At 73.6% G+C, this 23,336-nt stretch carries 24 protein-coding genes and 1 pseudogene; 12 read left to right on the forward strand and 13 right to left on the reverse strand.

Annotated features, from left to right (window positions below; translation table 11 throughout):
* Positions 1-91: 91 nt before the first annotated feature.
* The 5 genes from POF43_RS22030 to POF43_RS22050 all read left to right on the forward strand — a co-directional run bounded on the left by POF43_RS22030 (position 92) and on the right by POF43_RS22050 (position 4,513).
* The gene (locus POF43_RS22030; RefSeq protein WP_271318338.1) at positions 92-691 is read left to right on the forward strand and encodes a DUF5134 domain-containing protein; all 600 of its coding nucleotides are present in this window, start codon (positions 92-94) and stop codon (positions 689-691) included.
* A 119-nt stretch (positions 692-810) separates the two neighbouring features.
* Positions 811-1,743: a M56 family metallopeptidase gene (locus POF43_RS22035; protein WP_271318337.1), complete on the forward strand. Its 933-nt coding sequence runs from the start codon at positions 811-813 to the stop codon at positions 1,741-1,743.
* A 201-nt stretch (positions 1,744-1,944) separates the two neighbouring features.
* Entirely contained in the window at positions 1,945-2,640 is a 696-nt protein-coding gene (locus tag POF43_RS22040; RefSeq protein ID WP_271318177.1) for an HAD family hydrolase, read from the forward strand.
* A 154-nt stretch (positions 2,641-2,794) separates the two neighbouring features.
* Positions 2,795-3,217, forward strand: coding sequence for a YjbQ family protein (locus POF43_RS22045; RefSeq protein ID WP_271325535.1), 423 nt, complete (start codon positions 2,795-2,797; stop codon positions 3,215-3,217).
* Between the two features lie 123 nt (positions 3,218-3,340).
* Positions 3,341-4,513, forward strand: coding sequence for a hypothetical protein (locus POF43_RS22050; protein ID WP_271325534.1), 1,173 nt, complete (start codon positions 3,341-3,343; stop codon positions 4,511-4,513).
* 234 nt (positions 4,514-4,747) lie between these two features.
* Here the strand turns inward: POF43_RS22050 and POF43_RS22055 are convergent, their stop codons facing one another.
* From POF43_RS22055 to POF43_RS22065, 3 genes are read right to left on the reverse strand one after another with little or no spacing between them, the layout of a single operon-like run.
* Positions 4,748-5,929, reverse strand: coding sequence for an iron-containing redox enzyme family protein (locus tag POF43_RS22055; protein WP_282704707.1), 1,182 nt, complete (start codon positions 5,927-5,929; stop codon positions 4,748-4,750).
* A gap of 1 nt (position 5,930) precedes the next feature.
* Positions 5,931-6,221, reverse strand: coding sequence for a CDGSH iron-sulfur domain-containing protein (locus tag POF43_RS22060; protein WP_271325135.1), 291 nt, complete (start codon positions 6,219-6,221; stop codon positions 5,931-5,933).
* 40 nt (positions 6,222-6,261) lie between these two features.
* The gene (locus tag POF43_RS22065; RefSeq protein WP_271325134.1) at positions 6,262-6,951 is read right to left on the reverse strand and encodes a HemK2/MTQ2 family protein methyltransferase; all 690 of its coding nucleotides are present in this window, start codon (positions 6,949-6,951) and stop codon (positions 6,262-6,264) included.
* Positions 6,952-7,271: 320 nt separating this feature from the next.
* Here POF43_RS22065 and POF43_RS22070 point away from each other — a divergent pair, with 320 nt between their 5' ends.
* Positions 7,272-8,411: a carboxylate-amine ligase gene (locus tag POF43_RS22070; RefSeq protein ID WP_271325132.1), complete on the forward strand. Its 1,140-nt coding sequence runs from the start codon at positions 7,272-7,274 to the stop codon at positions 8,409-8,411.
* A 176-nt stretch (positions 8,412-8,587) separates the two neighbouring features.
* On the opposite strand, the pseudogene POF43_RS35170 reads toward POF43_RS22070, so the two are convergent.
* From POF43_RS35170 to POF43_RS22085, 3 genes and pseudogenes are all read right to left on the reverse strand, one after another.
* A pseudogene (locus tag POF43_RS35170) lies at positions 8,588-9,192 on the reverse strand (DUF6328 family protein).
* An 87-nt stretch (positions 9,193-9,279) separates the two neighbouring features.
* Positions 9,280-9,384: an LPFR motif small protein gene (locus POF43_RS22080; protein ID WP_271317471.1), complete on the reverse strand. Its 105-nt coding sequence runs from the start codon at positions 9,382-9,384 to the stop codon at positions 9,280-9,282.
* A gap of 286 nt (positions 9,385-9,670) precedes the next feature.
* Positions 9,671-11,221 (reverse strand): serine/threonine-protein kinase, encoded by a 1,551-nt coding sequence (locus POF43_RS22085; RefSeq protein ID WP_282704708.1) that lies wholly within the window; start codon positions 11,219-11,221, stop codon positions 9,671-9,673.
* A 253-nt stretch (positions 11,222-11,474) separates the two neighbouring features.
* On the opposite strand from POF43_RS22085, the gene POF43_RS22090 reads away from it, so the two are divergent.
* Positions 11,475-12,440 carry an LLM class F420-dependent oxidoreductase gene (locus POF43_RS22090; protein WP_271317672.1) on the forward strand — a complete coding sequence of 322 codons (966 nt, stop codon included), beginning with the start codon at positions 11,475-11,477 and terminating at the stop codon, positions 12,438-12,440.
* Positions 12,441-12,743: 303 nt separating this feature from the next.
* On the opposite strand, the gene POF43_RS22095 is transcribed toward POF43_RS22090, so the two are convergent.
* Positions 12,744-13,574 carry an Fpg/Nei family DNA glycosylase gene (locus POF43_RS22095; RefSeq protein ID WP_308217755.1) on the reverse strand — a complete coding sequence of 277 codons (831 nt, stop codon included), beginning with the start codon at positions 13,572-13,574 and terminating at the stop codon, positions 12,744-12,746.
* Positions 13,575-14,135: 561 nt separating this feature from the next.
* A complete protein-coding gene (locus POF43_RS22100) occupies positions 14,136-14,570 on the reverse strand; it encodes an Hsp20/alpha crystallin family protein (protein ID WP_271317670.1) in 435 nt (144 codons plus the stop codon).
* A gap of 129 nt (positions 14,571-14,699) precedes the next feature.
* On the opposite strand from POF43_RS22100, the gene POF43_RS22105 reads away from it, so the two are divergent.
* Positions 14,700-15,380 (forward strand): type III effector protein, encoded by a 681-nt coding sequence (locus tag POF43_RS22105; protein ID WP_271317669.1) that lies wholly within the window; start codon positions 14,700-14,702, stop codon positions 15,378-15,380.
* A 370-nt stretch (positions 15,381-15,750) separates the two neighbouring features.
* On the opposite strand, the gene POF43_RS22110 is transcribed toward POF43_RS22105, so the two are convergent.
* A complete protein-coding gene (locus tag POF43_RS22110; RefSeq protein WP_271325916.1) occupies positions 15,751-16,200 on the reverse strand; it encodes an SRPBCC family protein in 450 nt (149 codons plus the stop codon).
* A 525-nt stretch (positions 16,201-16,725) separates the two neighbouring features.
* Between POF43_RS22110 and POF43_RS22115 the strand changes: the two genes are divergently transcribed.
* The gene (locus POF43_RS22115) at positions 16,726-16,980 is read left to right on the forward strand and encodes a hypervirulence associated TUDOR domain-containing protein (RefSeq protein WP_271317597.1); all 255 of its coding nucleotides are present in this window, start codon (positions 16,726-16,728) and stop codon (positions 16,978-16,980) included.
* Between the two features lie 223 nt (positions 16,981-17,203).
* Here the strand turns inward: POF43_RS22115 and POF43_RS22120 are convergent, their stop codons facing one another.
* Both POF43_RS22120 and POF43_RS22125 read right to left on the reverse strand, forming a co-directional pair.
* Positions 17,204-18,760: an FAD-dependent monooxygenase gene (locus POF43_RS22120; RefSeq protein WP_271325607.1), complete on the reverse strand. Its 1,557-nt coding sequence runs from the start codon at positions 18,758-18,760 to the stop codon at positions 17,204-17,206.
* Between the two features lie 767 nt (positions 18,761-19,527).
* On the reverse strand, positions 19,528-19,698 hold the full coding sequence (locus tag POF43_RS22125) for a hydrophobic protein (RefSeq protein ID WP_271317596.1): 171 nt from the start codon (positions 19,696-19,698) through the stop codon (positions 19,528-19,530).
* Positions 19,699-20,060: 362 nt separating this feature from the next.
* Between POF43_RS22125 and POF43_RS22130 the strand changes: the two genes are divergently transcribed.
* Positions 20,061-20,456, forward strand: a complete 396-nt coding sequence (locus POF43_RS22130; protein ID WP_271314532.1) for a hypothetical protein — start codon at positions 20,061-20,063, stop codon at positions 20,454-20,456.
* 140 nt (positions 20,457-20,596) lie between these two features.
* Here the strand turns inward: POF43_RS22130 and POF43_RS22135 are convergent, their stop codons facing one another.
* Positions 20,597-21,376: a class I SAM-dependent methyltransferase gene (locus tag POF43_RS22135; protein WP_271324079.1), complete on the reverse strand. Its 780-nt coding sequence runs from the start codon at positions 21,374-21,376 to the stop codon at positions 20,597-20,599.
* Positions 21,377-21,486: 110 nt separating this feature from the next.
* On the opposite strand from POF43_RS22135, the gene phzG reads away from it, so the two are divergent.
* Positions 21,487-22,128 carry a phenazine biosynthesis FMN-dependent oxidase PhzG gene (phzG, locus tag POF43_RS22140; protein WP_271314530.1) on the forward strand — a complete coding sequence of 214 codons (642 nt, stop codon included), beginning with the start codon at positions 21,487-21,489 and terminating at the stop codon, positions 22,126-22,128.
* 78 nt (positions 22,129-22,206) lie between these two features.
* Complete coding sequence (locus tag POF43_RS22145; RefSeq protein WP_271324080.1) at positions 22,207-22,938, forward strand: M24 family metallopeptidase; 732 nt, start codon at positions 22,207-22,209, stop codon at positions 22,936-22,938.
* On the opposite strand, the gene POF43_RS22150 is transcribed toward POF43_RS22145, so the two are convergent.
* Positions 22,869-23,195: a thioredoxin domain-containing protein gene (locus tag POF43_RS22150; protein ID WP_271324081.1), complete on the reverse strand. Its 327-nt coding sequence runs from the start codon at positions 23,193-23,195 to the stop codon at positions 22,869-22,871. The two genes, POF43_RS22145 and POF43_RS22150, sit on opposite strands and share 70 nt — an antisense overlap.
* Positions 23,196-23,336: the final 141 nt, after the last annotated feature.

The following is a 23,336-nucleotide window of genomic DNA, read 5'->3' on the forward strand; positions in this document are numbered from 1 at the left end:
GGTCGCACCTCTGTGCACCAGCTTGTGCGCCCCCGTACGCGGGCATCGTCTCCGGGGGCGGACACGGGTCCGCGCGGTGCGGGGAGGCGCCATGGGTGGACCGCCGCTGGTCGGCTGGCTGGTGGTCGTCATCGGTGCGGTGACCGGCGTGTCCTGTCTGCTGCGTACCCGGGCGGCGGCCGGCGCCGCGCTCGGCGCGGCCGAACGACGTGTCTCGCGGGCCGAGGGCGTCAAGGGCCTGGGCATGGCGCTGATGGCGCTCCCCGCGCCCGCCCTGGCCCAACACCCTTGGGGCGGCTGGCTGTTCGGCGCGTTCTTCGGGGCGATGGCGCTGTGGACGCTGTCGCTGTCCCGGCGCGGCGACCACGCGCCGGCCCACCACGTGCACCTCGGCGTCGGCGCGGCCTCCATGGTCTACATGTCGGTGGTGATGGCCACCGCGCCGGCCGCTCACGGCGCCATGCCGGGGATGGCCGGCACCACCGGTACGGCCGGTCTCCCGGTCGTCAACGGCCTGCTGCTGGCGTATTTCGGCCTCTACGCGCTGTGGGCCGGACTGCGGATGCTCCCGGCCGGCGCGGCGGCCACCGCGGGCGGTGCGACCGGCGGTCTTCTGGCGGCGCCCGAGCTGGCGGCGGCCTGCCGGGTCTCGTTGGGCATCGGCATGTTCGCGATGCTGCTGACCATGTGAGGCACCCCCGCGGGCCGGAATACGACGGGCTTGCGAGGGGTCCACGGGACGGGTGAGGCGTTGGTCACCTTCGCCACGGCGGCCGGTACGCCGGGTGGGCGGCGCCCTACGCTGACGCCATGACGGTCCCGTTCGTGCTGCTGGTCCTCGGCGCACTGACGGCGGCGATGGCGCCGCGTCTGCTGGTCCGGGCCTCGTGGGCGGACCGTGAGCCGGTGCTGGCTCTGTGGGTATGGAGCTGCGTGGTCGCCGCCGTACTGCTGTGCTGCCTCGGCTCCCTCGCGCTGTGCGCCTCGGCGGCCTGGGCCGCCGTGCGCTGGCACCTGTTCGCGCTGGCACCGCCCGGGGTCATGCACGCCTACGCCCTCAACCCGTACGGCTTCCTGTCGGCCGCGACGGCCCTGCTGCTGGCCTGCGGCGGCGCGCGCTCGGCCGCCATGCTGACCCGCGAGCTGCGCACCGGCCGGGCCATGCGTCGCCACCAGCGGGCCGAACTGCGCTCCCGCGCCCCGTTCCTGCCCGGCGAGCGGCGCACCTGGGACCGGCTGGTGGTGCTGGAGAGCGAACGCCCCGACGCCTGGTGGCAGCCGGGACCGCCGCCCGGCCTGGTGGTGACCACGGCGGCGCTGCGCCGGCTCAACGGCCAGCAGCTCGACGCCGTCCGCGCCCACGAACTCGGGCACGCCCGCGCCCGGCACGACTGGCTGCTGGCGTGCGCGTACGCGCTGGCGGCCGGCTTCCCCCGGGTGCCGGTCTTCAACGGCTTCCGCCAGCAGGTGCACCAGTTGGTGGAACTGGCCGCCGACGATGTCGCCTCGCGCCGGTTCGGCCGGTTGACGACGGCCCTGGCGCTGGTCGGGCTCAACGAGGACCGCGCGGTCTTCGGCCCGTGCCCGGCCCCGGCCCAGGTGCCCGGCCGCGTCCTGCGCCTGCTGGACCCCGGCCCCCGGCTGACCCGGCTGCGCCGCGCCCAGCTCTGCCTGGTCGCTTCGCTGGTCCCCGCGGTCCCCCTGCTGGTCGCCTTCGGCCCGGGCATCGGCGCCCTGCGCTGACGGAGGGGGCGTCCGGCGGAGGGGTGTCTGTCCGGCGGAGGGGTGGATGGCGGAGGGACGCCGGGGCGGCGGGACGCGGGTCGGCGGGACGCGGGTCGGTGGGGCGGCGAGGCGGCGAGGCGGCGAGGCGGCGAGGCAGCGGAGCAGGGCAGCGGCGGGCCGGGGTTGCCCGGGGCGGTGCCGTTCGGCAACGCTGGGCGGATGACGGTCAAGGGTTGCCTCTTCGACTTCTCCGGCACGATCTTCAGGGTCGAGCCGACCGCCCGGTGGCTGCGCGCCGCCCTGTCGATGGCCGGGATCGAGGCGACGGACGAGGAGATCACCCGGTACGCCGCCCGGCTGGAGGAGGTCGGGGCGCTGCCCGGCGGCGCGGCGCCGAAGGCCGTTCCGCAGGCGCTGGCGCGGCTGTGGGGCGAGCGCGACATCGACGCCGAACGCCACCGCGCCGCCTATGTGGGCATCGCGCGGGGGGCCGAGCTGCCGTGGCCGCAGTTGTACGACGTGCTCTACGAGCGGCACATGGCACCGGCCGCCTGGCAGCCGTACCCGGACACCGCCGAGGTACTGGGCGCCCTCAAGGAACGTGGTCTGGCGGTCGGTGTGCTGAGCAACATCGGCTGGGACCTGCGCCCGGTGCTGCGCGCGTACGGCGTCGACGGCCTGGTCGACACCGAGGTGCTCAGCTTCGAGGAGAACGTCCAGAAGCCCGACCCGCGGATCTTCCGCATCGCCTGCGACCGCCTCGGGCTGGCGCCGCAGGACGTCCTGATGGTCGGCGACAGCGCGCAGCACGACGGCGGAGCGACGGCGATCGGCTGCGCGTTCCTCCAGGTCGACCACCTGCCCGCCGACCGGCGGCCCGACGGACTGCGCCCGGTGCTGGACCTGGTGGGCTGACCCCGGACGGACGTGGTGAGGCCCCGCGGACGGGGGGATGCCGCAGGGCCTCACCAGGTTGAACGGCCGGCGCGGCACCGGGGTTCCTCGCGGCAAGGAATTCACCCGTGAGTGGCGAACCGCGCGTGGGCCCGGGATCGGGGACGATGGACCCATGGCCGACACGTTCCGTACCGAGACCTTCGAACTGACCACCGGCGACCGTGAACGCGCGATGGACATCACCGACGCCTGCGCCGACTTCCTGCGCCGCGTGGCCCCCGGCGCGGACGGACTGCTCAACGTCTTCGTCCCGCACGCCACGGCCGGCATCGCCGTGATCGAGACCGGCGCCGGCAGCGACGCCGACCTGCTGGCAAGACTCCGCGAACTCCTGCCCGCCGACGACCGCTGGCACCACCGCCACGGCACCCCCGGCCACGGCCGCGACCACGTCCTGCCCGCCCTCATCGCCCCCCACGCCACGCTCCCCGTCCTCTCCGGCCAACTGGCCCTCGGCACCTGGCAGTCGGTCGTCTTCGTCGACACGAACGTCGACAACGCGGTGCGCACGGTGCGGTTGAGTTTTCTGGGGTGATCCGCCGCGCCGGGGGCGTGGCTCCGGGGGGCACATCATCGGTCGGACGGACTCCGGCCTGCGACTTCGAGCCGCTGGTGACGCCCACTCCCATCCGCGGTCAGCGGGGTGCATCATCGGGAAATGACACAGGACAGCGGGGAGCAAGGTTTACCGCCGGGGGTCAGCAACGAGCTGTCGGGGCGGACCACCGTCGAAGGCTCGGTGGTTCAGGCAGGCAGCGTGCAGGGCGGGATTCACTTCCACGGCCACCCGCGTGCGCCGCGTCCGGCCGGGCCGGCGTCGGTGGAGGTGCTGGTCGACGTCCGTGATCCCGTCGGGCGGCACGTGGTGCTTCCGCGGGTCGCGGCACTGGCAGAGGACCCACCGGGGCGGAAACCGGGGGACTTGACCGGGGGCGAGGACATCCTCGGCTGGGCGCGATCCCACGGAGCGGTGGACTTCGCCTTCACCGAGGTCTTCCTGACGGTCACGAACCGGTCGGACACCCACCTCACCGTCGGCGACCTGCGCGCGGTGGTCCTGCGCCGGGACGCGGCCGTGCCGGGGGCGCTCATCTCGCAGCAGACGGCGGGCCTGCGCCCGGTCCCCGAACTGGAGCTGGACCTGGACCAGGAGCACCCGGAGTTCTGGGAGGTCGACCCGTACACCGGCGAACCGATCGGCGCCCGGCCGTTCTTCCAGGGCACGCATGTGCGGCTGGCCCCGGACGAGTCGGAGAAGTTCATCGTCACCGGGTGCGCCCGCCGCTTCTCGTGCACATGGCAACTCGAGGTGGAATTCCGGCCGGACGGTGGAACACCGTTCACGGTGCGGCCCGCACCACGGCTGCACACCACCGGTGCGGACGGGGACACGCTCGCCCCCGTCCTGTGCTGGCAGTGGGCCCTGAAGCCGCCCCGGTTCCAGCCGAAGGTGGTGGACCTCGGCTGGTGCCGCGTCGGCGCGGACCGGCCCGGGATGCCCCCGGAGCACCGCGCGGTGGTCACGCAGCACTGGGGAAGCCCGGCGCAGCCCCCGCCCGACGAGCCGTGCCGGTGCGGTGCGCCGCGCTGCGGCCACGGGCTGACCTGCCCGGGCGACGCATGCGACGGCCGACTCATGCACGTCGAGCGCGCCCCCCGGACGACGGACGACGTGACCGCCTGGCAGGACAGGCTCCGGTGCAGCGAGTGGTGCGGCGAGTGGGTCCGGGACGTCAGACTGCCGGACCGGCCCTGGGGACGCAGCACGGCAGACGGGACGGTGACACTCTTCGACGGTGTCACGCACCCCGTCCTCGGCACGGCATCCTGACCGGACCCGACGCCGGCGGCCGACCGCCGGACCGGTCACCGGCCGCCCGCACGGCGGCATCACCGGAGGGCCCCTCCTCCCCCCGACCACCGGCCAGGAACACCTGCTCGCCGCCGTGCCGGGGGAAGCCGGCGCTGAGGATCGCCACGTCGCCCCACCCGCCGCGGGCCACCACGACCGAGGCATCGCGGATCGGCCCACGGTCGTGCGTCGCGTCGCTCATACGGCGCCGGATCAGCGGCCCGTTGGCGGACCGCCTCGGCGTCCGGCGCGTCCAGCGCGTCCGTCACGGCGGGGTGGCGAACGCCGCGCCCCTCCCCCGTCAGCCACGACTCCCCCCGCCGCCACACCCCCGGACCCGTCCCGCAGCGGACGGCGCAGGGCGGTGCCGTCGTTCCGCCAGGCGGTCAGAAGGTGTTCGGCGAGGCGGTCCTCGACGACGCCTGTCGCCTCGACGCCGAAGACGATGTCCGCTTCCAGGGCGGGTTCATCGGCGAGGAGGCCGGCCACGACCTCGTGCCGGACGACCTGTTCGTGGACCGCGTCGGCCTCGACGTGCTCGTCGTAGAAGCGTTGGGCGGCCGGGCCCGCTCCCGCACGGCGCATCGCCTCGGCGAGCCGGCGGGAGCCGGGCGGGGAGGTGATCTCGACCGAGGCGAAGTGGCCGACGAGGGCGCCGCGCAGGGCGCGGTGGAGGCCGAGGAGGGACATCAGGTTGACGGTGGCCAGGGCCTGGGCGGGGGCGGCGTCCAGGTAGCGGCCGTAGACCGGGTCCAGGCCGAGGTCGGCCAGCAGGTCGGCGAACAGCTGGGCGTGGACGTCCTCGGCCCGCCCGGCACCGAACTCGTCGAACTCGATCGCCGCCATCGCGGCCTTCGCCCTCCCGCGCAGCCTGGGGATGACCCAGACGTGCGGGTCGGCCTCCTTGAGGTGGTAGAGCGAGCGCAGCGCGGCGTACTCGCGCAGCTGCCGCAGTTCACCGCGCTCGGCCAAGTAGTGGCTCACGCTGCGCGGATCGTGTCCCACCGGTTCGACGAGCAGGGCGTCCAGGACCGCTCCGGCGCCCCCGCCCGCCCGGGGGACGTCCTCGCGCAGGGCCGCCAGGAAGTGGTCCTCCAGGCCGGTTCGCACCCGGAGCAGGTCGGCGTTCCACTCGTGCCGGTCGTCGACGCCCTCGAAGCCCCGGTAGTGCAGTTCGTAGAGGACGTAGAGCGCCAGTTGCAGGTCGTCGCCGTAGGGATCGACCGCCGCGGTGGACGGGGGAACCGGCACCCGCTCGCCGCCCTTCAGGACGCCGATCACCTGGGCTGAGAGGTCTCCCCGCGGCTCCGGGAGCACCGGCCCGGTGCCGCGTCCGGCGGGCGCTGGGGCGGGACCGTCGGCGGGAACGGCGGTGGGAACGCGCTGCACCGTCATGTCAGTCCTCCTCTCGCTCAGGAATGTCCGTGTCCGGGCCTTCACCGGGAACCCCGGCAACGCCTTCACCGAAGTCCTCACCGGCGACCGCGCCAGACGCCCCGCCATCGTCCTCACCGGCCGCGTTCGCCCGGCCGGTGGACGGGGGCGGGGGCTGGGACCGGCGGCGGTGGCTCGTGTCGCACCAGGGGTAGGTGCGGCTGCGCCGGCACGTGCAGATCGCGACCTTGAAACGGTCCGAGCGGGCGATGTCCCCGTTCTCCAGCTCGACCTCGACCGGTCCTTCCACCATGAGGGGGCCGGACCGGTCGGCCGTCACCCGGCGGGCGCGTTCAGATCCGTTCGGCACGGACGACCACCAACTCCTCCTTGTCGTTGCCCGGCGCCAGCAGTCCTTGGTCGCGCAGCCAGCCGGCCCGGGACCGCATCACCGGGCCCAGCGCGATCCGATCGCGGTCGACGACCGAGGCGCGCAGCCCCGCGCCGGCCAGCCGGTCGACGGTCGCCCGGGGGTCGCAGAGCGCGGAGTGGACCAGCAGCAGGACACCGTGCGGGCGCAGCAGGCCGGGGGCGGCGTCGCAGATGCGGTCCAGCAGCAGGCGGCCCCGGGGCCCGGCGTCCCAGGACCGCGCCCTGCCCCGGCGCGGAACCTCGGCGGAGGGGGCGGGGACGTAGGGCGGATTGCTGACGACCAGGTCGAACCGGCTTCCCGGGGCGACCGCCGCCGTCAGGTCGCCGCGGCGTACGGTGACCCGCTGGCCCGCCAGCAGGGCGTTCACCCGGGTGGACGTCACCGCCCGGCGCCCGATGTCCACCGCGGTGACGTCGGCCCCCAGCCGCGCGGCGTGCACCGCGAGCGCGCCGCTTCCGGTGCACAGGTCCAGCACCCGCCGTCCCGGGCCGACGCCCTCTCTTCGCATGGCCCGGGCCAGCAGCAGGGTGTCCTCCTGCGGTACGTAGACGCCCGGCAGAGCCCACATCCGGCCCAGGCCGCCGGCCGGGGCGAGGACGGGCGCCGTCATCACGCGGCCCATCGGACCGCGGGGCGGCGCGAATCCCTGGCGGGGTCTTCTGTACGGGCCCGGTCCGCCGGGGAAGGCCCTGCCGCGGAAATGCTCGTTTCCACCAGGATTCCCTTCTTTTTCGCTTTCGCCACGACTGCCCCACCGATCTGCGATCACACGGCTTCCGGCACACCGTGACGTCCGTCCGGGCGTCCCGGGACGACGGGCGGGGCGGTGCACCGGGCGATCGCATCCGCCCGCTGTCGCGCCCTCGCGCGGTGGGCGTTTCGCGCCGGGCCCGTCGGCTTGCCGTCCGGGACCGCGGGTAGGCGGCGAGCATGGTCGTCACCGTGGGCGTGGAAGAGGAATACCTGCTGCTGGACGCGGACAGCGGGTTTCCGGTGTCGCGGTGGGAGGAGGTGCGGGCGGCGGCCGCGCGGCAACCGGCGTTGACGGGCGGCGAGGTCGAACGGGAGCTGCTCCAGGCGCAGGTGGAGATCGCCACACCGGTGTGCGGCAGCCTGGACGAGATCGGCGGTCATCTGCGGCGGCTGCGCGGGGCGCTGCGGATCGCGGCGGCGGAGACCGGCTGCCGTATCGCCGCGTGCGGCGCGGCGCCGTTCCTCGGGCCGGTGCCGGTCACCGACAAGCCGCGCTACCGCACGATGCTCGACGACGCCGCGCGCCTGGTGGACGAGCAGATGATCAACGGCATGCACGTGCACGTCGCCGTACCCGACCGGCGCGGCGCGATCGCCGCGCTCAACCGCGTCCGCCCGTGGCTGCCCGTCCTGGTGGCGACGGCGGCCAACTCCCCGTACTGGGACGGCGCCGGGACCGGCTTCGCCAGCTGGCGCACGGTCGTCTTCGGCCGGTGGCCGGTGAGCGGCCCGCCGCCGGCCTTCGACGGTCCGCAGGACTACGACCGCCGGACCGCGGAACTGCTGCGCACCGGGGTGATCCGGGACCGCGCCCAGATCTACTGGCAGGCCCGGCCGTCCGAGCGTTACCCGACGCTGGAGATCCGCGCGCTGGACGTCCAGTTGCTCCCCGAGGACGCCGTCACCCTCGCCGGGATCGTCCGCGCGCTGGTGACGACCGCGCTCAACGAGGCGGAGTCCGGCGGCACGGCCCCGCCCGCACCGGCCGAGCTGCTGACGGCGGCCAACTGGCGCGCGGCACGCCACGGCCTCAACGGTGACCTGGTCGATCCCGTCGCGGGCGGCCTGCGCCCCGCCGCCGAAGTCGTCGCCTCGCTCATGGAGCACATCGAACCGGCGCTGAAGCGCACGGACGACCTGGACCGGGTCTCCGACGGCGTGGACCGCTTCCTGCGCGACGGCACCGGCGAGCAGCGGCAACGCCGCGCGGTCGAGGCCGGCGGCACGGAGGCGCTGCTCGACCTCCTCGGCGCGGGCGGCGGCGGACTGGCCCTGCCACCGGGGGCGGGAGCGGGAGCGGAATCGGGGCTGGGGTAGGTAACGGCCTCCGGCGGGTGACGCGGGGACGTTCAGCGTCCCCCGCTCAACGTTTCCACCCGTCAACGTTCAGCGTCCCTCGCTCAACGTCCCCGCTCATCAACGCCCGTCAACGTTTCAGCGTCCTCGCTCATCAGCGCCCGTCAACGTTCAACGTCCTCGCTCATCAACGCCCGTCAACGACCCCGCTCCCCCCGCCGCAGCAGCAGCGACGGGATCAGCCACCAGCACACCGCGAACCAGACCAGGACCGTGCCGGCGATCACGTAGGCGACAGCGGAGCCGGTGGCGACGTGCAGCAGGAGCATGAGGGCGCAGCCGACGGTGAGGGCGAGGAGGACGACGCCCACGGTGATCAGGCGGGCGCCGGCGGTGACGAGCTGTGGCTTGAGGTGGTGGCCCTCCAGGAAACGGTGGAAGGCCACCGGTGCGATGAGCGCACCGGTGGCCAGCGCGCCGAGGACCACGGTGACGACTAGACGTCCTTGTCGAACGCCCCGAGCTGCCGGAAGCGCGGGGTGAAGGCGACGCTCAGCAGGAAGCCGAAGAGGATCTGGGCGCCGGTCTGCGCGACCCGTACTTCCTGGAGCATCTCCACCCACCGGCGGTCCGCGCGCTCCTCGGTGGACTCGTCGCGCCCGTGCCGCACCGGGGCGCCGTCAGCGGTCATCGTGCGTGTCCCCTGTTCGGCGAATGGCTTCGGTGAAGGTCTCGGTGAATGGTCCGGCGCGGGGCCGACCGCTTGGTTCAGCCACGTGGTCCCGCGAAGGGCGTATCGCATGGTTCGGCCACGTGGTCCGGTGAAGGGCGTGGCCGCATGGTTCAGCCACGTGGTCCGGCGAAAAGATCATCGGTCCGGCGAAGCCGATCAGCCGCCGCCGAAGAGCCGCGCGATGAGCCGGAAGGGCGCGGACACCACTGTGGCCACCGCGTGCCCCACCGAGGAGAAAACCTCCGAGATCGTTCGGAACACCGCTCCCACCTCCTGGCAAGGGGGTCCGCCCGGTCCGGACGCCGTGATCCCACGTCCCCCTCAGCATGAAGCGGATACCCCGCCTCCAGCACCGCATGCGCCCCCTGCCGGACCGCGTTCGCGACCCTCTCCGCGACCACGGCACCGCCCGCCCGCTTCGTTCACCCGCTTCGTCCACCCGCCTCGTCCTTCGCTCTCCCCCGCCCCGGACCGCCCCCGCTTCCTCTGCCGCTCCCACGCCCGCTCCCACCCCCGCTCCCGCAATGTGAAGCGTTCCCCCGCGACGTCAGACCTTCCGTCCCCCGCGATCGGCCGCCGCGCCGGCCGTCGCCGTCGGGGTGGAGGCCGTCGTGCTCGGGCTGGGGGACGTGCTGGACGGGGGCGTGGAGGGGCCGGTCGACGCGCTCGACGAGGGGGACGGCGTGCCGGTGGCGGGGGGAGGCGTCTTCGCTGGTGCCGTCGTCGGGTCGTGGGAGGGCCGCGTCGCGGTCCCGGGGCGGCCGGCGGTCGCGGCGGCGGCGGTGGGGCTGGAGAGCGAGCCCTTCGGAACCGACCGGGGCGAGGTGGACGTCCGCCCACCGGCGCCGGCGTCTTCCCCCCGTCCCCGCGGACCGGCGCCCGGCTCCGCGGCCGGAGCGGAGGCGGCCGACCGGGGACCGGTACCGGGCGCGGTGGAGTGCGGGGTGCCATCGGTGCGCGGTGCGGTGAGGACGGCGACCGCGGCCACGAGTACGGCGGCGGTCGCCACGGCGCCGACCACCACCGGGCCCCGGCGCGCGGGGGCGGCTTCCGCACCGGCCGCCCCGGGAGTGCCGACGGTCCTGGCGACGGGTGCCGCGGGCCGGCCCGCGGCGCCCTTCCTCCCCGGGGCCGAACGTTCCCCCGTCACCGGGCGGGCCGCGGCAGCGGCGGTCCGGCCCACGGCGGCGACCTCCCGGCCTGCGGCGGCGCTCGTCCGGCCGCCGGTAGCGCCCGTCCGGCCAGTTGCGGAGCCCGTCCACCCCGCGGCAGCGCCCGTCCGGCCCGTGGCGGCGACCTCGCCGAACCAGGCGGCCACCTCCAGCGCGTCCGGCCGGTCCTCGGGGCGTTTCGCGAGCATCGACAGCACGATGTCGCCGAAGGCGTCCGGCAGGTCCGGGCACCGGCTGCACGGGGAGACCGGGACCGTCTCGACGTGCTGGCACAGGACGGCGACGGGGTGCTCACCGGTGAACGGCGGCTTGCCGGTGAGGAGTTCGTACAGGGCGCAGCCCAGCGCGTACACGTCGGCGGCTGCCCCGGCCGTACCGCCGAGCGCTGCCTCGGGGGCGAGGTAGAGGCTGGTACCGGTGATCAGGCCGGTGCCGGTGGTGTACGTCGTCGTCTCCGCGCCGGGGCAGCGGGCGACCCCGAAGTCGGCGACCTTGACCATGCCGTCCTCGTCCAGCAGGAGGTTGGACGGCTTGACGTCGCGGTGCACGACGCCCAGGCGGTGGGCCTCGGCGAGCCCCTCGGCGGTCTGGGCGGCGAGTGCGGCGACCCGGGAGGGGCCCAGCGGTCCGCGGCGCCGCAGTTCGTGCGCCAGGCTGGAGCCGTTGACCAGCTCCATGGCGAGGAAGCAGCGGCCGTCGGAGACACCGAAGTCGTACACGGTGACGATCCGGGGGTGGTTGAGCCGGGCGGCGGTACGGGCCTCCCGGCGGAACCGGGCGGCGGAGCGGTCGTCACCCATGGCGGATTCCGTCAGCAGTTTGACGGCCACCGGGCGGTTCAGCCGTTCGTCGACGGCCATCCAGACCTCGCCCATGCCGCCGCGTCCGAGCGGCATGTCGAGCCGGTAGCGTTCCCCCAGCATCATGAGACGCCCCTTCCGACGCGTGCGCCCCCGCCTGCGGTCACCGGCCCGCCTTCCCCGGCCCGCGCCTCCCATCCGCCCCGCCCGGCGTCCTCACCGCACGTTCACGGTTCCGCCCCCTGAGCCGCTCCACCGCGCGCTCCCCCTCCCACCGGCCGCGCCCTCACCGCGCGGCGCCCTCACCGTGCGGTGCCGGGAAGGTGCCCGACCGGGCCGGCGGGCGTTTTGTCCGGGTCGCCCAGGGCACCCGCAGGGCATGGTGAACATCGGATACACGATGATGACGGAGCAGGCCGGGCCGCGGCAGCTGGTCGACGACGTGGTGCGTGCCGAGGGCGCCGGTTTCGACTTCTCGGTGATCTCCGACCACTACTCGCCGTGGCTGGCGGAGCAGGGCCACGCGCCGTACGCGTGGAGCGTCCTGGGCGCCGCCGCGCAGGCGACGTCGTGGATCCCGCTGATGACGTACGTGACGTGTCCGACCCTGCGCTACCACCCGGCGGTCGTGGCACAGAAGGCGGCGACGGTGCAGTTGCTGTCACAGGGCAGGTTCCGGCTCGGGCTGGGCGCGGGCGAGAACCTCAACGAGCATGTGGTGGGCGGCGGTTGGCCGCCGGCCGATGTGCGGCACGCGATGCTGGCCGAGGCGATCGGTGTCATCCGCGCACTGTTCGCGGGCGGCCACGTCAACCACCGCGGCGAACACTTCCAGGTGGAGTCCGCCAAGCTGTGGGACCTGCCCGAGGACCCTCCGCCGATCGGCGTCGCCGTCTCCGGTGAGCAGTCGTGCCGGCTGGCCGGCGAACTCGCCGACCTGGTCATCGCCACCGAGCCGAAGGCGGACCTGCTCACCGCGTTCGACCGGCACGGCGGCACCGGAAAGCCCCGGGTTGGCCAGGTCCCGGTCTGCTACGACCCGGATCGCGGGGCGGCCGTGCGCCGCGCCCACCAGCAGTTCCGCTGGTTCGGCGGCGGCTGGAAGGTCAACTCCGAACTCCCCGGCCCCGCCTCCTTCGCCTCCGCCACCTCCTACGTCCGCGAGGAGGACGTCGCCGCCGAGATCGCCTGCGGCGCCGACGTGGACACCTTCGTCGAAGCCGTCCGCCCGTACGCGGAAGCCGGGTTCACCGAGGTCGCGCTCGTCCAGATCGGCGGCGACCACCAGGAGGCGTTCATCGACTGGGCCGGCGACCACCTCCTGCCAGCGCTGCGCAAGCTCTGACCATCTCCTGTCGGCCGGCTGCGCCAGCTCTGGCAACGGGTGCGTGCGGCAACCGTGTCACCGGGCGGTGCGCGCCGTACTCCGCGTTCGCCGCCACGCCCGTCGCGGGCCCGCCGCACGCGTTGTCCCACCGCAAGCGTTCTCCAGGGCTCCGGCCGAAGGTGCGCCGCATGACAGCGCTGGATGACACCGCTGGATGACACCGCTGGCAGCGCGCCATACGACCGGGGCGTGTCACGTAGCCGGCGGAGTCGCCTCATGGCCGGCGGAGCTGACGCATAACCGTCAGAGGGAGAGCGGCGGTCAGGGTTCCGGCTGGCAGTGGGGGCACCAGTACGTGCTGCGGCCGGCGACCGCGCGGTGCCGCAGGGGGGTGGCGCACCGGGGGCAGTCGGGGTGGACGCGGTCGCGGCGGCCGGTCAGCCATGAGCGGCGCGGCGGTACCCGGCCGTCGCGTACGGCGGTTCGCAGCACCCGGCGCGTACCGGCGAGGACCCGGTCGCCTTCGGCGGACGTCAGGTCACTGGCCCGCCGGGCGGGGTGGACGCGGGCCCGCCACAGGATCTCGTCGGCGAGCAGATTGCCGAGCCCGGCGACCGCGGACTGGTCGAGCAGCACCGCCTTGATCCGGGCCCGCCGGTGCTCCAGGACGGCGGTGAGGTCCTGGCGGGTCAGGTCCGCGGCGTCCGGGCCCAGCCGCGCGACGAGCCGCCGCGCCGACGCGCGGTCCTCCAGGCGCAGCCCCTTCAGCTTCCGCTGGTCCCGGTAGCGCAACTCCAGGTCGTCGCCCAGCGCGAGGACCACCCGGTCGTAGGGGTGCGGGGGTTCGTCCGACCGGCTGAGCACGAGCGCGCCCGTCATGCCGAAGTGGAACGCCAGGACCTGCTCACCGTCCGTCGGCGCCAGCAGCCACTTCCCGTGCCGGTACGGCTCCCGGAAACGGCGGCCCCGCAGCCCCCGCTCCAGCCCGGCCGCCGACACCCCGCGAAGCACCCCCGCGTCCCGCACCGTCACGGACCGGATCGTCCGGCCGCGGGCACCCCGCAGGACCCGCCGGTATCCCTCGACGTCCGGGAGTTCGGGCACACGCCTCACCACCAGGTCGGCAACCGTGCGGCGAGCCGCCACCCCCACCGGGCTCGCCCCGTCCGCCTCCCGGGTGTCCCTGCGGGGCCGCTGCGAAACCTCCCGCCCGGCAGCCGGAACCCGGCACCAGCCGCCGCGACGCAGGACGCTCACGGTGAGCGCGTCGTCGGCCAGGTGTCCGGGGGAAACGGGCCGGAGGCGCCTGACTCGAACGAACCGGAGGCGCCTGACTCGAACGGTTCAAGGAGATGACATACGCCAGGGAAGCTGGCGGAGGCCGGCCACGAGTTCCCCTTCGTGATCGCCACCCCGCAGTGCCCCGAATCGAGCCAATGGGTCGCCGAGGTGACCACGCTCGCCCACCGACCGGGCCCGTGCGAGCCGACCACCAGGTGGTACCGGATGTTCAACGTCCTGATCGCGCAGTCGATGCCCGTGGCGGCTCCGCGCGGTTGTGCGGAGCCGCCATCAAGCCGCAGTCCGGCCGCGCGGGCAACACCCGTCGCTGCGAGAGGACCACGGCGGCGGGCGCACACAGACCATGCGCACCCCGCACCCCGTCGCCCTCTCAACCTCCGCCTCCGCCTCAGCTTCCGCCTCCGGCGACAATCACCCGTTGATCTGCCGATCCTCCCCGTGCGTGCCCACGGCGATCCGGCGCGGCTCGGCCCGCTCGGTGATCGGGATGCGTACGGTCAGGACGCCCGCGTCGTAGTCGGCCCTGATGCGCTCGGTGTCGAGGGTGTCGGCCAGCACGAGCCGGCGGGAGAAGACTCCGAGCGGGCGCTCCGACAGCTCCATGCGCAGGGTGTCCGACTGGGCGGCCGGCCGGCGTTCCGCCTTGATCGTCAGCATGTCCCGCTCGACGTCGATCTCGATGGCGGCCGGATCGACGCCGGGCAGATCGAGTGCGATCACGTACTCACCGCCGTCGCGGTAGGCGTCCATCGGCATCGTGGCCGGGCGGGACCAGGTGCCGGTCGCCCCCGTCAACTGCTGGGCGACGCGGTCGAGTTCGCGGAACGGGTCGGTACGCATCAACATCGCGAAACACCTCCGGTGGGTTCAGGCAGTACCTGCCAACGCGCTTCAACCGCCATCCGTTGTAGCATGTCATCCATTCGGTGACAACTTCGACTGTCATCCAAAGGACGACGAAGCGAGAGGAAGCCAATGCCCAAGGGCGATCAGCCGGCTCCGGCCGGCATTCCCGATTCCGACCCCGTCGGGTTCCTCGCCGCCGAGGCGGCGCTGGGCGCCATGGACGAGGCCCTGCGCGGCGCGCGGCTCCGTCCCCCCGGCACCCCTCCCGGCGACGAGGGGACCGGCGCCGAACAGGCGCTGGCCGCGCTGCTGCTGCTGCGCGAGGTACGCGAACGGCTCGCCGCGTGGGAGCCGGACCTCATCGAGGCCGCACGCGAGGCCGGGGCCAGCTGGGCGGACCTCGCCCACCCGCTCGGCGTGGCCAGCCGGCAGGCCGCCGAACGCCGGTACCTGCGGGTCCGCCCCGGCCGGCCGGGCAGCACCGGTGAGGACCGGGTCCGCGCCACCCGGGACAGCCGCGCCGCCGACCGCAGCGTCACCGCCTGGGCCCGCGTCAACTCCGCCGACCTGCGGCGGCTCGCCGGCCAGATCACCGCGCTCACCGACCTCGCCGACGAAGCGGCCGTGTCCCTGGCCCACCTGTCCGGCGCCCTCGCCGACGACGACGCCTCCGCACTGGTCGCACCGCTGGCCGACACCCACACCCACCTGCGCGCCTCCCACCCCGACCTCGCGGCCCGCGTCGACAGCGTCACCCGCCAGGCCGAACACCTGCGGCACGACAGCAGTGAGCAACGGCGCAACGGCTGACCGGAGCCCCGGCCCGGATGCGGCGGGCGCCGGCGGAACGGGTGCGGCGCGGCGCCCTCCGCCGGGCCGGCGACGGGGTCGGCACCACCGCGTCACCACACGCACCGCGACGTAACGCCCGCAGCCTCCGCCCCGCCAACGCTCCACTCCGCCCCCGCCAACGCCCTGCTCCGCAAGCCGCACCTCCGCGAGCCGCGCCTCCGCAAGCCCCGCCGCCCGTCGACGGCCGCCCACCACCCACCGGCGGAGTCCGACTCCGACTCCGACCGCCGAACGTGAACGATCGGCGGCGGTGCCCACGTACCGTTCCGGGGACGGGCACCGCCGCCGATCCATGGTCATCGCACCGGCCGGTCGGCCGGCTGGCGGGTCAGGCCTGACCGCGCCAGGCACCCGTCGCACTGCCACGGGACTCGATGAACTGCTTGAAGTGCTTCAGATCGGTCTTGGCCTGCCGCTGCGCGAAACCCAGCTTGTCGCCGACGGTGTCGGCCAGGCCCTTCGGATCGGTGTCCATCTGGAGCATGATCTTCGTCTTCGCGTCGTCCAGCCGGTGGAAGGTCACCACTCCGGCCTGCCGCACCTCGCCCTCGACCGTCGTCCAGGCCACCCGCTCGTCCGGGATCTGCTCGGTGATCCGCGCGTCGAACTCGCGCCGCTGGCCGCCGACGCTGGTCACCCAGTGCGTCATCCTGTCGGACCGCTGCTCGATCCGTTCCACGCCGGACATGAACCGCGGGAACTCCTCGAACTGCGTCCACTGGTTGTAGACGGTGGTGACCGGGACGTCGACCGTGATGGATTCCTCGACGTGTGACATGTCGCTCCACTCCTGATCTCGGTTCTCGTGCAGAAGGTCACGTACCCACGATTCCGGCGCGAACCCGTCGCAGCGGTTCGCGATTCGCTGTCCGCCCCTCCGACAACGGCAACCGGCGCGCCGGCGCCACGCCCTGACGGCGTAACGGTCGAACGCCCCGGATCGGCACGGGACCGTATGCCCGTCGACCTGCCCGTCGACGGCGCCGGAGCGATTCGGTGAACTGAGGCGCCGGCGCGATTCGACGAATTGACGGATTGACGAATTGACGGAGCGTCGGCGCCCGATCTCCATGGTCTGTTCCGGGGCCGGGCCGCCCCCGGAATCCGCCGACCGCCGAAGCCGTGGTCACGTGACCGTGGCAGGTGACCGATCCCGGCTGGCCGATCCCAACTGGCTGCCCCGTCCGAATGCTCGGCGCCGCACAGTCGGCCGGTGTACAGGGCGCACGGTCCGGGCACTCGACCATCAGGAGAATATTCCGGGCATATCCGACGAACGTCAATGGTGAGCAAAGGAGACATCATGGCCGAGAAAGGAACCGGCGGACGGCGGCACGACGGATTGCGAAAGGGCGACCGGGTGGCTTGGAGCAGTCACGGAAAGGAGACCACGGGCGAGGTGGAGAAGGAGATCACCTCCCGGGAACACACGGCCGGCCGTGACGTGGCGGCGTCGTCCGAGGACCCGCAGTACAAGGTGCGCAGCGACAAGTCCGGGCGCAGCGCCGTGCACCGCCCGGACTCCCTGAAGCGGACCAGGGGAAAGCGGAACGACTGACGCCGACCGCGAAAGGGAAATCCGCCCCGACCAGCGGACCCCGTTTGGCCGCCTCCCCCGACCGGCGGACCCCGTCTCATTCCTCACCGCCGAGGTCGTCACCGCGGAGATCGTCACCGCCGAGGTCGTCACCGCGGAGATCGTCACCGCCACCGGCGACACACCCGCCCGCCCCTGCCGTGGCGGGCGGGCGGGCGGGCGACGCACGGAGTTCCTGGTCCGGTCAGGAATTCGTCGGACCGGTCGCCGTCAGGGGTGCGCCGAACCAGTGGGAGAGTGCCGCTCGCAGCGCGGGCCCGGCGGTGTCGCCGGGTTCGTCGGTGGTCGCGGCCCAGGCGATGTGGGCGTCCGGGCGGATCAGGAGCGCGTCGGCCGGGCGGTCGGCGGCCTCGGCCGTCCGGATGTCGACGCGGTCCCGCCAGTCCCCGGCGATGGCCCGGAGGTCCGGACGGTCGGCGAGATCGAGGAGAACGGGCCGCGCGGTACGCATGAGCCGCGCGACGCCGGTGGTGCCCTGGTCGGTGCGGAGGCCGAGGTCGGGCACCCAGGCCCCCGTCAACGCGTGCCGGTCCGCGCCCGGCATGGGGTAGCGGATGTCGGCGCCGGCGATGAGCGCGCCGAGCCGGCGCGCCGGCTGCTCGTCGACGAGCAGTTCTTGCAGGACCTGCCGGAGGGCTTCGGCCGCCGGGTCCTGTCCGCGTCTGAGCGCCACCTGGGCCTGGGTCTGCATCATCGTCCGCGCGCCGACGTAATGACGCTCGCTGTGATACGTGTCGAGCAGCCCGGCCGGCGCCCAGCCGTGGACGTCGGCGGCCAGTTTCCAGGCGAGGTTGACGGCGTCGAGCATGCCGACGTTCAGGCCCACGCCCGTGGCGGGGAACGCGTGGGCCGCGTCGCCGGCCAGCAGGATGCGGCCGTGGCGGTACCGGTCGGCCTGCCGGGCCTGGAACCCGTAGCGCGACAGCCGGGTCGCGTCCGCGACGGGCAGCGGTGTGCCGAGCACCCGGCGGACGCTGTCCTGGAACTCGGCCAGGGTCATCGGCGCGTCGCTGTCGTCGACCTCGGCCGGCTCGGCTTCCGTGGTCTGCATCATCAGGTCCCCGACGCTGCGACGTCCGAACGCGAACACGCCACGCTCGGTCCTGGTGAAGCCGGCAGCGATCCGGCCCCACCCGGGGACCTCCAGGTCGCCGTCGTCGTGCTGGATCACCGAATCGGCCAGGGTGACGTGGCCGAGCCGGTTGACCTCGGGGTAGGTGGTACCGGGGAACGGGATGCCGGCCAGGTCGCGGACCCGGCTGCGCGGGCCGTCGCAGCCCACGAGGAATCGAGCGGCCACCCGGTAGGACCCCTGCGGCCCGCGGACCTCCGCGCTCACCGCGGCGTCGTCCTGGCGCACCCCGATCACCTCGTGCCCGCGCCGGATCTCGGCACCGAGTTCACGGGCGCGTTCGTCGAGCACGCGCTCCAGTTGCGGCTGCGGGAGCGACATGCCGCGCAGCGGGGGCTCGGGCACGTCGGTGAGGTCCAGATGCACGGTGCCGAACGGGTATCGGGGAGCCGGGGGCCGGCCGGGATGCCCGAGTGCTTCGAGCCGGTCCAGCAGGCCCCGGTGGGCCAGCAGGTCCAGGACGCGGCCGCCGAGACCGTTGGCCTTCGCGATGTCCCGGGACTGCGGGCGGCGTTCGAGCACCAACGGTCGTGCCCCGGCCAACCGCAGCTCGGCGGCCAGCATCAGACCCGTCGGGCCGGCGCCCACGATGATCACGTCGGCATCCATCACGCGCCGCTCTCCCCGACGTTCCTCGTCCCGCCCGCGTTCGCCTCGACCGTCGTCGACAACACCGTTCCGTACTCCCGTTTTCGCAGTTCAGAGCCTCAGCCAGCGATCATGCAGTACGACCCGGGCCTTGCCGCAAGCCCCCCGGTGCGCTATATGTTGTTCACGGGGAAGAGGCGGAAAGCCCTCTCCGTTCCTGGCCACGCGAGCCCGCTCAGGGCGGCGATCCACTCCAGATCCACTGCGGGTCGCGGTCCACTTCAGGCTCCGGTCCACTCCGGCCTGCGATCAGGCCGAGGTCGCCTCGGTGGACGCCGGCGCAGACCTGCGTGACGGGCGTGACGACGAGTGGCCGGATCGCGGCGCCGCTTGAACCGACCGAGGCAGCGGGCGACGACGTCGCGTTTTCCGGCACCGGTGCGGCAGCTGATGACGTCGGGTTCCCGATGCCGACGCGACGACCGGGTCCGGTGCCGACGCAACCACCTGATCCGGTGCCGTACTCAGCGGAACCGCCGCAGAATCGTCACCGCTTTCCCCGACCCGGACCGCCGACGCTCAGTACGGGAAATGTTCACGCTGACGTACGCGCGTTTTCCGGGCCGCGATGGGAGCGTAGGCACCGGTGCGTCATCGCGTCCACGGTGAGAAGAGTGACCGCCGTGACAGATGTGCCGCGGGAGAATTCCTGGAAACGCACGGGTGGCCGGGACGAACGCCTTCCGGCGTTGCCCCGGCCACCCCTCGGCGAGCCTGTGGTCAGGCATTCACCATCGGTACCAACGGCCTCGCGAGCCACCGGAACCGGTGCTGCGGAAGAGGAATCCCAGAAGCCAGACCACCAGAACCACGATCGCCACCCACCACAGGATGTGGACCGCGAATCCAATACCGCCGAGGATCAGCGCCAGCAGAAGAACCAAAAGCAGAGCACCCATGGTCATCGACCTCCTTGAACTCGCATATGCCCCTGGTGACGTCAGGCATGCGCGATATCCGGAGCGAATAGGGCAACCGATCCGGGGAAGAACGAGCGCCGCCGTAACACCGGTCGACCGTGCCACCTCCGGCCCCGCCCGACACACCTCCGGCCACCTCCGCACCACCCCGGCCCCCGGCGCTCCTCCAACCCCCGGCACTCCCCCGACCCCACACCACCCCGGCCGCACACCCCCCGGGGACCGCTTCCCCCAGGCAGACAGTCCTACGAGCACACCCAAATAGGGTTAATCGGAGTAAAAAGGGTAACCGACCCTTACGGGCCGCTGGCGCAGTGGTCTGTCGAGCGAGGAGGAAAACCATGGCGAAGGAACCGCGCAAGTCGCCTCCCGCGCACGGTGAGGGGCCGGGGCCGCACAAGGGCACCGAGCAGCACGGCTGGTCCCCCGACGTGGACAGCACGAAGGGGAGGCACGACAACCCCAGCGCGCACCGGTCGTTCCATCCCGACGAGTACGCTCCCCCGGCCGACCCGCACGCCGAGCCGAGCAAGGAGGACGTCGACGCCTCACTGCGTGACGTGCCCGGTGAGACGGGCAAGAGCATCAGCAGGAGCGGTCAGGACCACGCCGACTCCGGCCAGAAGGGGCATCACGCGCACGGGCGGCGCGGCCACTCGCAGCGACCGAGCGGCGGCAAGGACAGCTCCGCCTACACGGGCGTCGACCCGCAGGACCCGCCTTCGGGCAAGCACTGACACCCACCCCAGCCCAGCCCCAGGTCCAGGTCCAGCCCCGCCCCCGTCGCCGCGCGACCGTGACCCGTACTTCCGCCGGCCGGGCCCGCGCGCCCCACGCCGTCCGCCCGCCGGCTACGGCATGCGCGCCGAAGCGGTGATCACTGCGGAACGGCGCGGACGAGCACCAGGGAGCCGTTGTAGTGGGGCCGGCGGCGCAGTTCGGCGTGGCGGGCGTCCCAGGTGCCGTCGGCGAGGGCCGTGCGGAGGTGGCCGGCGCAGCGGTCGGCGGTGGCGGGGTCGACGAAGCTCCAGGCGGAGCAGGCCTGGCGGGCGCCGGGGTCCAGGAGGAGTTCGGGGCGGCCGTAGTACGCCTCGTTGAAGCCGTCGGTGCAGTCGGCCGGGATCGGCACCGGTTCCACGGTGACCGCACCGCCGAGGGCGTCGGCGATGTCGCGGATCGCCGGGTAGCGCCGGGCCTCGGTGTCCAGGACGAGCGGCGCGTACGCGTAGAGCCAGAAGTCGCGGACCGTCGCGGGGTCGCAGGTCAGCACGACGACCGGGCCGCGGGCCACCCGCCGCATCTCGCGCAGCCCGGCGGCGGGATCGCTCCACTGGTGGACGCTGAACGTCGTCATGGCGGCGTCGAACGTGTCGTCGGGGAACGGCAGGTGCTCGGCCACCGCGTCGACGGCCCGCGGCAGGTGCGCCGGGCGTTGGGCGCGCATCGCGGCCGAGGGCTCCACGGCGGTGACGTCCAGGTGCGCGGCCTCGTACGAACCCGTGCCCGCGCCGACGTTGACGACGGTGCGGGCGGCGCCGAGGGCCGTGCCGATCGCCTCGCCGATGCGCGGGTCGGGGCGGCGGTAACGGGAGTAGCCGCCACCGATCGCGCCGTAGTCCGCGTCGCCGGCACTGCCGTCGATCCTTGGTTTGTTCACGTCGGGAACATATCCTGGACCTCCTGGTCCCCGTCCAGCTCCCTTCTCCGACGGGCCGCGCGGGCCGGCCGGGAACCCGTGCGTGCCACCACCGTCCCGAAGGAGATCCCGTGCCCTCCCCGTACACGCTGACCGGCGATTCCTCCCTGCTCCTGCCGGAGTTCGACGCTCCCCCGGCCGAACCGCTCGGCCTGCTGGACCGGTGGCTCGACGAGGCCGGCCGGCGCGGCGTCAGTGAGCCGCTCGCCGTCACCCTGGCCACCGCCGACAGCACCGGGCGTCCTTCGGCGCGCGTGCTGCTGGTGAAGCAACTCGACGCCCGCGGGCTGGTGTTCACCAGTTTCCGGGGAAGCCGCAAGGGCCACGACCTCGCCGACCGCCCCTACGCGGCGATGACCTTCCACTGGCGCGAGACGCTCCAGCAGATCGTGCTCGCCGGGCCCGTCGAGGTGCTGAGCGACGAGGCATCCGACCGGCTTTTCGCCGAACGCCCGTATGCCGCGCGGGCGACCACCGCCGTCTCCCGGCAGAGCCGCCCGCTGGAGGACGAGGAGGACCTGCGGGAACGGGCCCGGCGGCTCGTCGAGTCCGGCGACCCGGTCCGCCGGCCGGCGGAGTGGACCGGCTACCGGCTCGTCCCGGACAACGTCGAGTTCTGGTACGGGAGTCCGGACCGCCTGCACCGCCGCCTGCGCTACGACCGCACCCGGACCACCGCCGACACCTGGACCCACCGGCGCCTTCAGCCCTGACCGGCGGAGGCGCGGCGCGGCCGGGTGGACGTGGCGTGGCGTGGCGTCCGGGTGGCGCGGTGTCCTACGGTCGGTCGTATGGCGAACGAGGACGAGCGGGCGCGGCGGCTGCTGGAGGCTCAGGCGAAGGCCGTGGCCCTGTTCGAGGAGATCGAGGTCCGCGGCCTGGTCGCGCCGGGCGCGGGTGAACGCGCGGTGAGCGACGGGGTCCGGGACCTGGCGAACGAGATGTTCGGCACGACCCGGCACTGGCACAAGCGCATCATCCGGTCCGGCCCGAACACGATGTTCCCGTACCGGGAGAACCCGCCGGACCGGACCATCGGCGCGGACGACATCGTCTTCGCGGACTTCGGCCCGATCTTCGAGGAGTACGAGGCCGACTTCGGCCGGACGTTCGTGCTGGGCGACGATCCCGCCAAGCACCGCCTGCGCGACGACCTGCCGCGCGTCTTCGCCGCCGGGCAGCGCTACTTCGAGGCCCACCCGGACGTCACCGGCCGGGCCCTGTACGAGGAGGTCGCCCGGCTGGCCGCCGACGCCGGATGGCGACTGGGCGGCTGGCACGCGGGGCACCTGGTGGGCGAGTTCCCGCACGAGGAGATCGACGGCGCGGACACCGAGGGGTACGTCACGCCGGCCAACGACACGCCGCTGCGCCGCACCGACCGCGCCGGGCGACGCTGCCACTGGATCCTCGAGGTCCACCTGGTCGACGCGGCGGGCGGCTTCGGCGGGTTCTACGAGCAGTTGCTCGACCTGCGCCCGTCAGCGGCTGGCCAGCACGCCGCCACACCGGAGAGGGTGTAGAGGGTCGGGACGCCGGAGACCTGGAGCCCGTCGCTGCGGTAGGCGCGGTCCCACGCCTCGACGTGCGGCAGGCTGCGCTGGCAGTTGATGCACGAGTAGGTCCAGAAGTGGATCAGCACCACCTTGCCGTGCAGTGCCTTGATGCCGAGCGGCTTGCCGTCAGGGGTGTTGAGCCGGCTGGATCCTCCTCGGCCACGGAGGTCGTCGTCCCCGGACCGCCGGCCAGGAGGACGACGGGGAGCACCGGCAGGATGCACGGCGAAACCGCTGTGATCAGCCCTCCGAGCAACCCGATGAGAATCAAAGTCAACATGAACGGCCTCTCCGACCGAAGCCCCGGACTCTCCGGCGTCTCCAGCAGTGATTCGGTGGCCGCAGATCCGCGGATTGGCGGCGAT

It is taken from the genome of Streptantibioticus silvisoli, assembly GCF_027947535.2.
Lineage (GTDB): Bacteria > Actinomycetota > Actinomycetes > Streptomycetales > Streptomycetaceae > Streptantibioticus_C > Streptantibioticus_C silvisoli.

Bases quoted from the DNA above. Each gene is read 5' to 3' on its own strand.
- POF43_RS22030 (WP_271318338.1), top strand. From the start codon at position 92: ATGGGTGGACCGCCGCTGGTCGGCTGGCTGGTGGTCGTCATCGGTGCG.
- POF43_RS22035 (WP_271318337.1), top strand. From the start codon at position 811: ATGACGGTCCCGTTCGTGCTGCTGGTCCTCGGCGCACTGACGGCGGCG.
- POF43_RS22040 (WP_271318177.1), top strand. From the start codon at position 1,945: ATGACGGTCAAGGGTTGCCTCTTCGACTTCTCCGGCACGATCTTCAGG.
- POF43_RS22045 (WP_271325535.1), top strand. From the start codon at position 2,795: ATGGCCGACACGTTCCGTACCGAGACCTTCGAACTGACCACCGGCGAC.
- POF43_RS22050 (WP_271325534.1), top strand. From the start codon at position 3,341: ATGACACAGGACAGCGGGGAGCAAGGTTTACCGCCGGGGGTCAGCAAC.
- POF43_RS22055 (WP_282704707.1), bottom strand. From the start codon at position 5,929: ATGACGGTGCAGCGCGTTCCCACCGCCGTTCCCGCCGACGGTCCCGCC.
- POF43_RS22060 (WP_271325135.1), bottom strand. From the start codon at position 6,221: ATGGTGGAAGGACCGGTCGAGGTCGAGCTGGAGAACGGGGACATCGCC.
- POF43_RS22065 (WP_271325134.1), bottom strand. From the start codon at position 6,951: ATGACGGCGCCCGTCCTCGCCCCGGCCGGCGGCCTGGGCCGGATGTGG.
- POF43_RS22070 (WP_271325132.1), top strand. From the start codon at position 7,272: ATGGTCGTCACCGTGGGCGTGGAAGAGGAATACCTGCTGCTGGACGCG.
- POF43_RS22085 (WP_282704708.1), bottom strand. From the start codon at position 11,221: ATGATGCTGGGGGAACGCTACCGGCTCGACATGCCGCTCGGACGCGGC.
- POF43_RS22090 (WP_271317672.1), top strand. From the start codon at position 11,475: ATGGTGAACATCGGATACACGATGATGACGGAGCAGGCCGGGCCGCGG.
- POF43_RS22100 (WP_271317670.1), bottom strand. From the start codon at position 14,570: ATGTTGATGCGTACCGACCCGTTCCGCGAACTCGACCGCGTCGCCCAG.
- POF43_RS22105 (WP_271317669.1), top strand. From the start codon at position 14,700: ATGCCCAAGGGCGATCAGCCGGCTCCGGCCGGCATTCCCGATTCCGAC.
- POF43_RS22110 (WP_271325916.1), bottom strand. From the start codon at position 16,200: ATGTCACACGTCGAGGAATCCATCACGGTCGACGTCCCGGTCACCACC.
- POF43_RS22115 (WP_271317597.1), top strand. From the start codon at position 16,726: ATGGCCGAGAAAGGAACCGGCGGACGGCGGCACGACGGATTGCGAAAG.
- POF43_RS22120 (WP_271325607.1), bottom strand. From the start codon at position 18,760: ATGGATGCCGACGTGATCATCGTGGGCGCCGGCCCGACGGGTCTGATG.
- POF43_RS22125 (WP_271317596.1), bottom strand. From the start codon at position 19,698: ATGGGTGCTCTGCTTTTGGTTCTTCTGCTGGCGCTGATCCTCGGCGGT.
- POF43_RS22130 (WP_271314532.1), top strand. From the start codon at position 20,061: ATGGCGAAGGAACCGCGCAAGTCGCCTCCCGCGCACGGTGAGGGGCCG.
- POF43_RS22145 (WP_271324080.1), top strand. From the start codon at position 22,207: ATGGCGAACGAGGACGAGCGGGCGCGGCGGCTGCTGGAGGCTCAGGCG.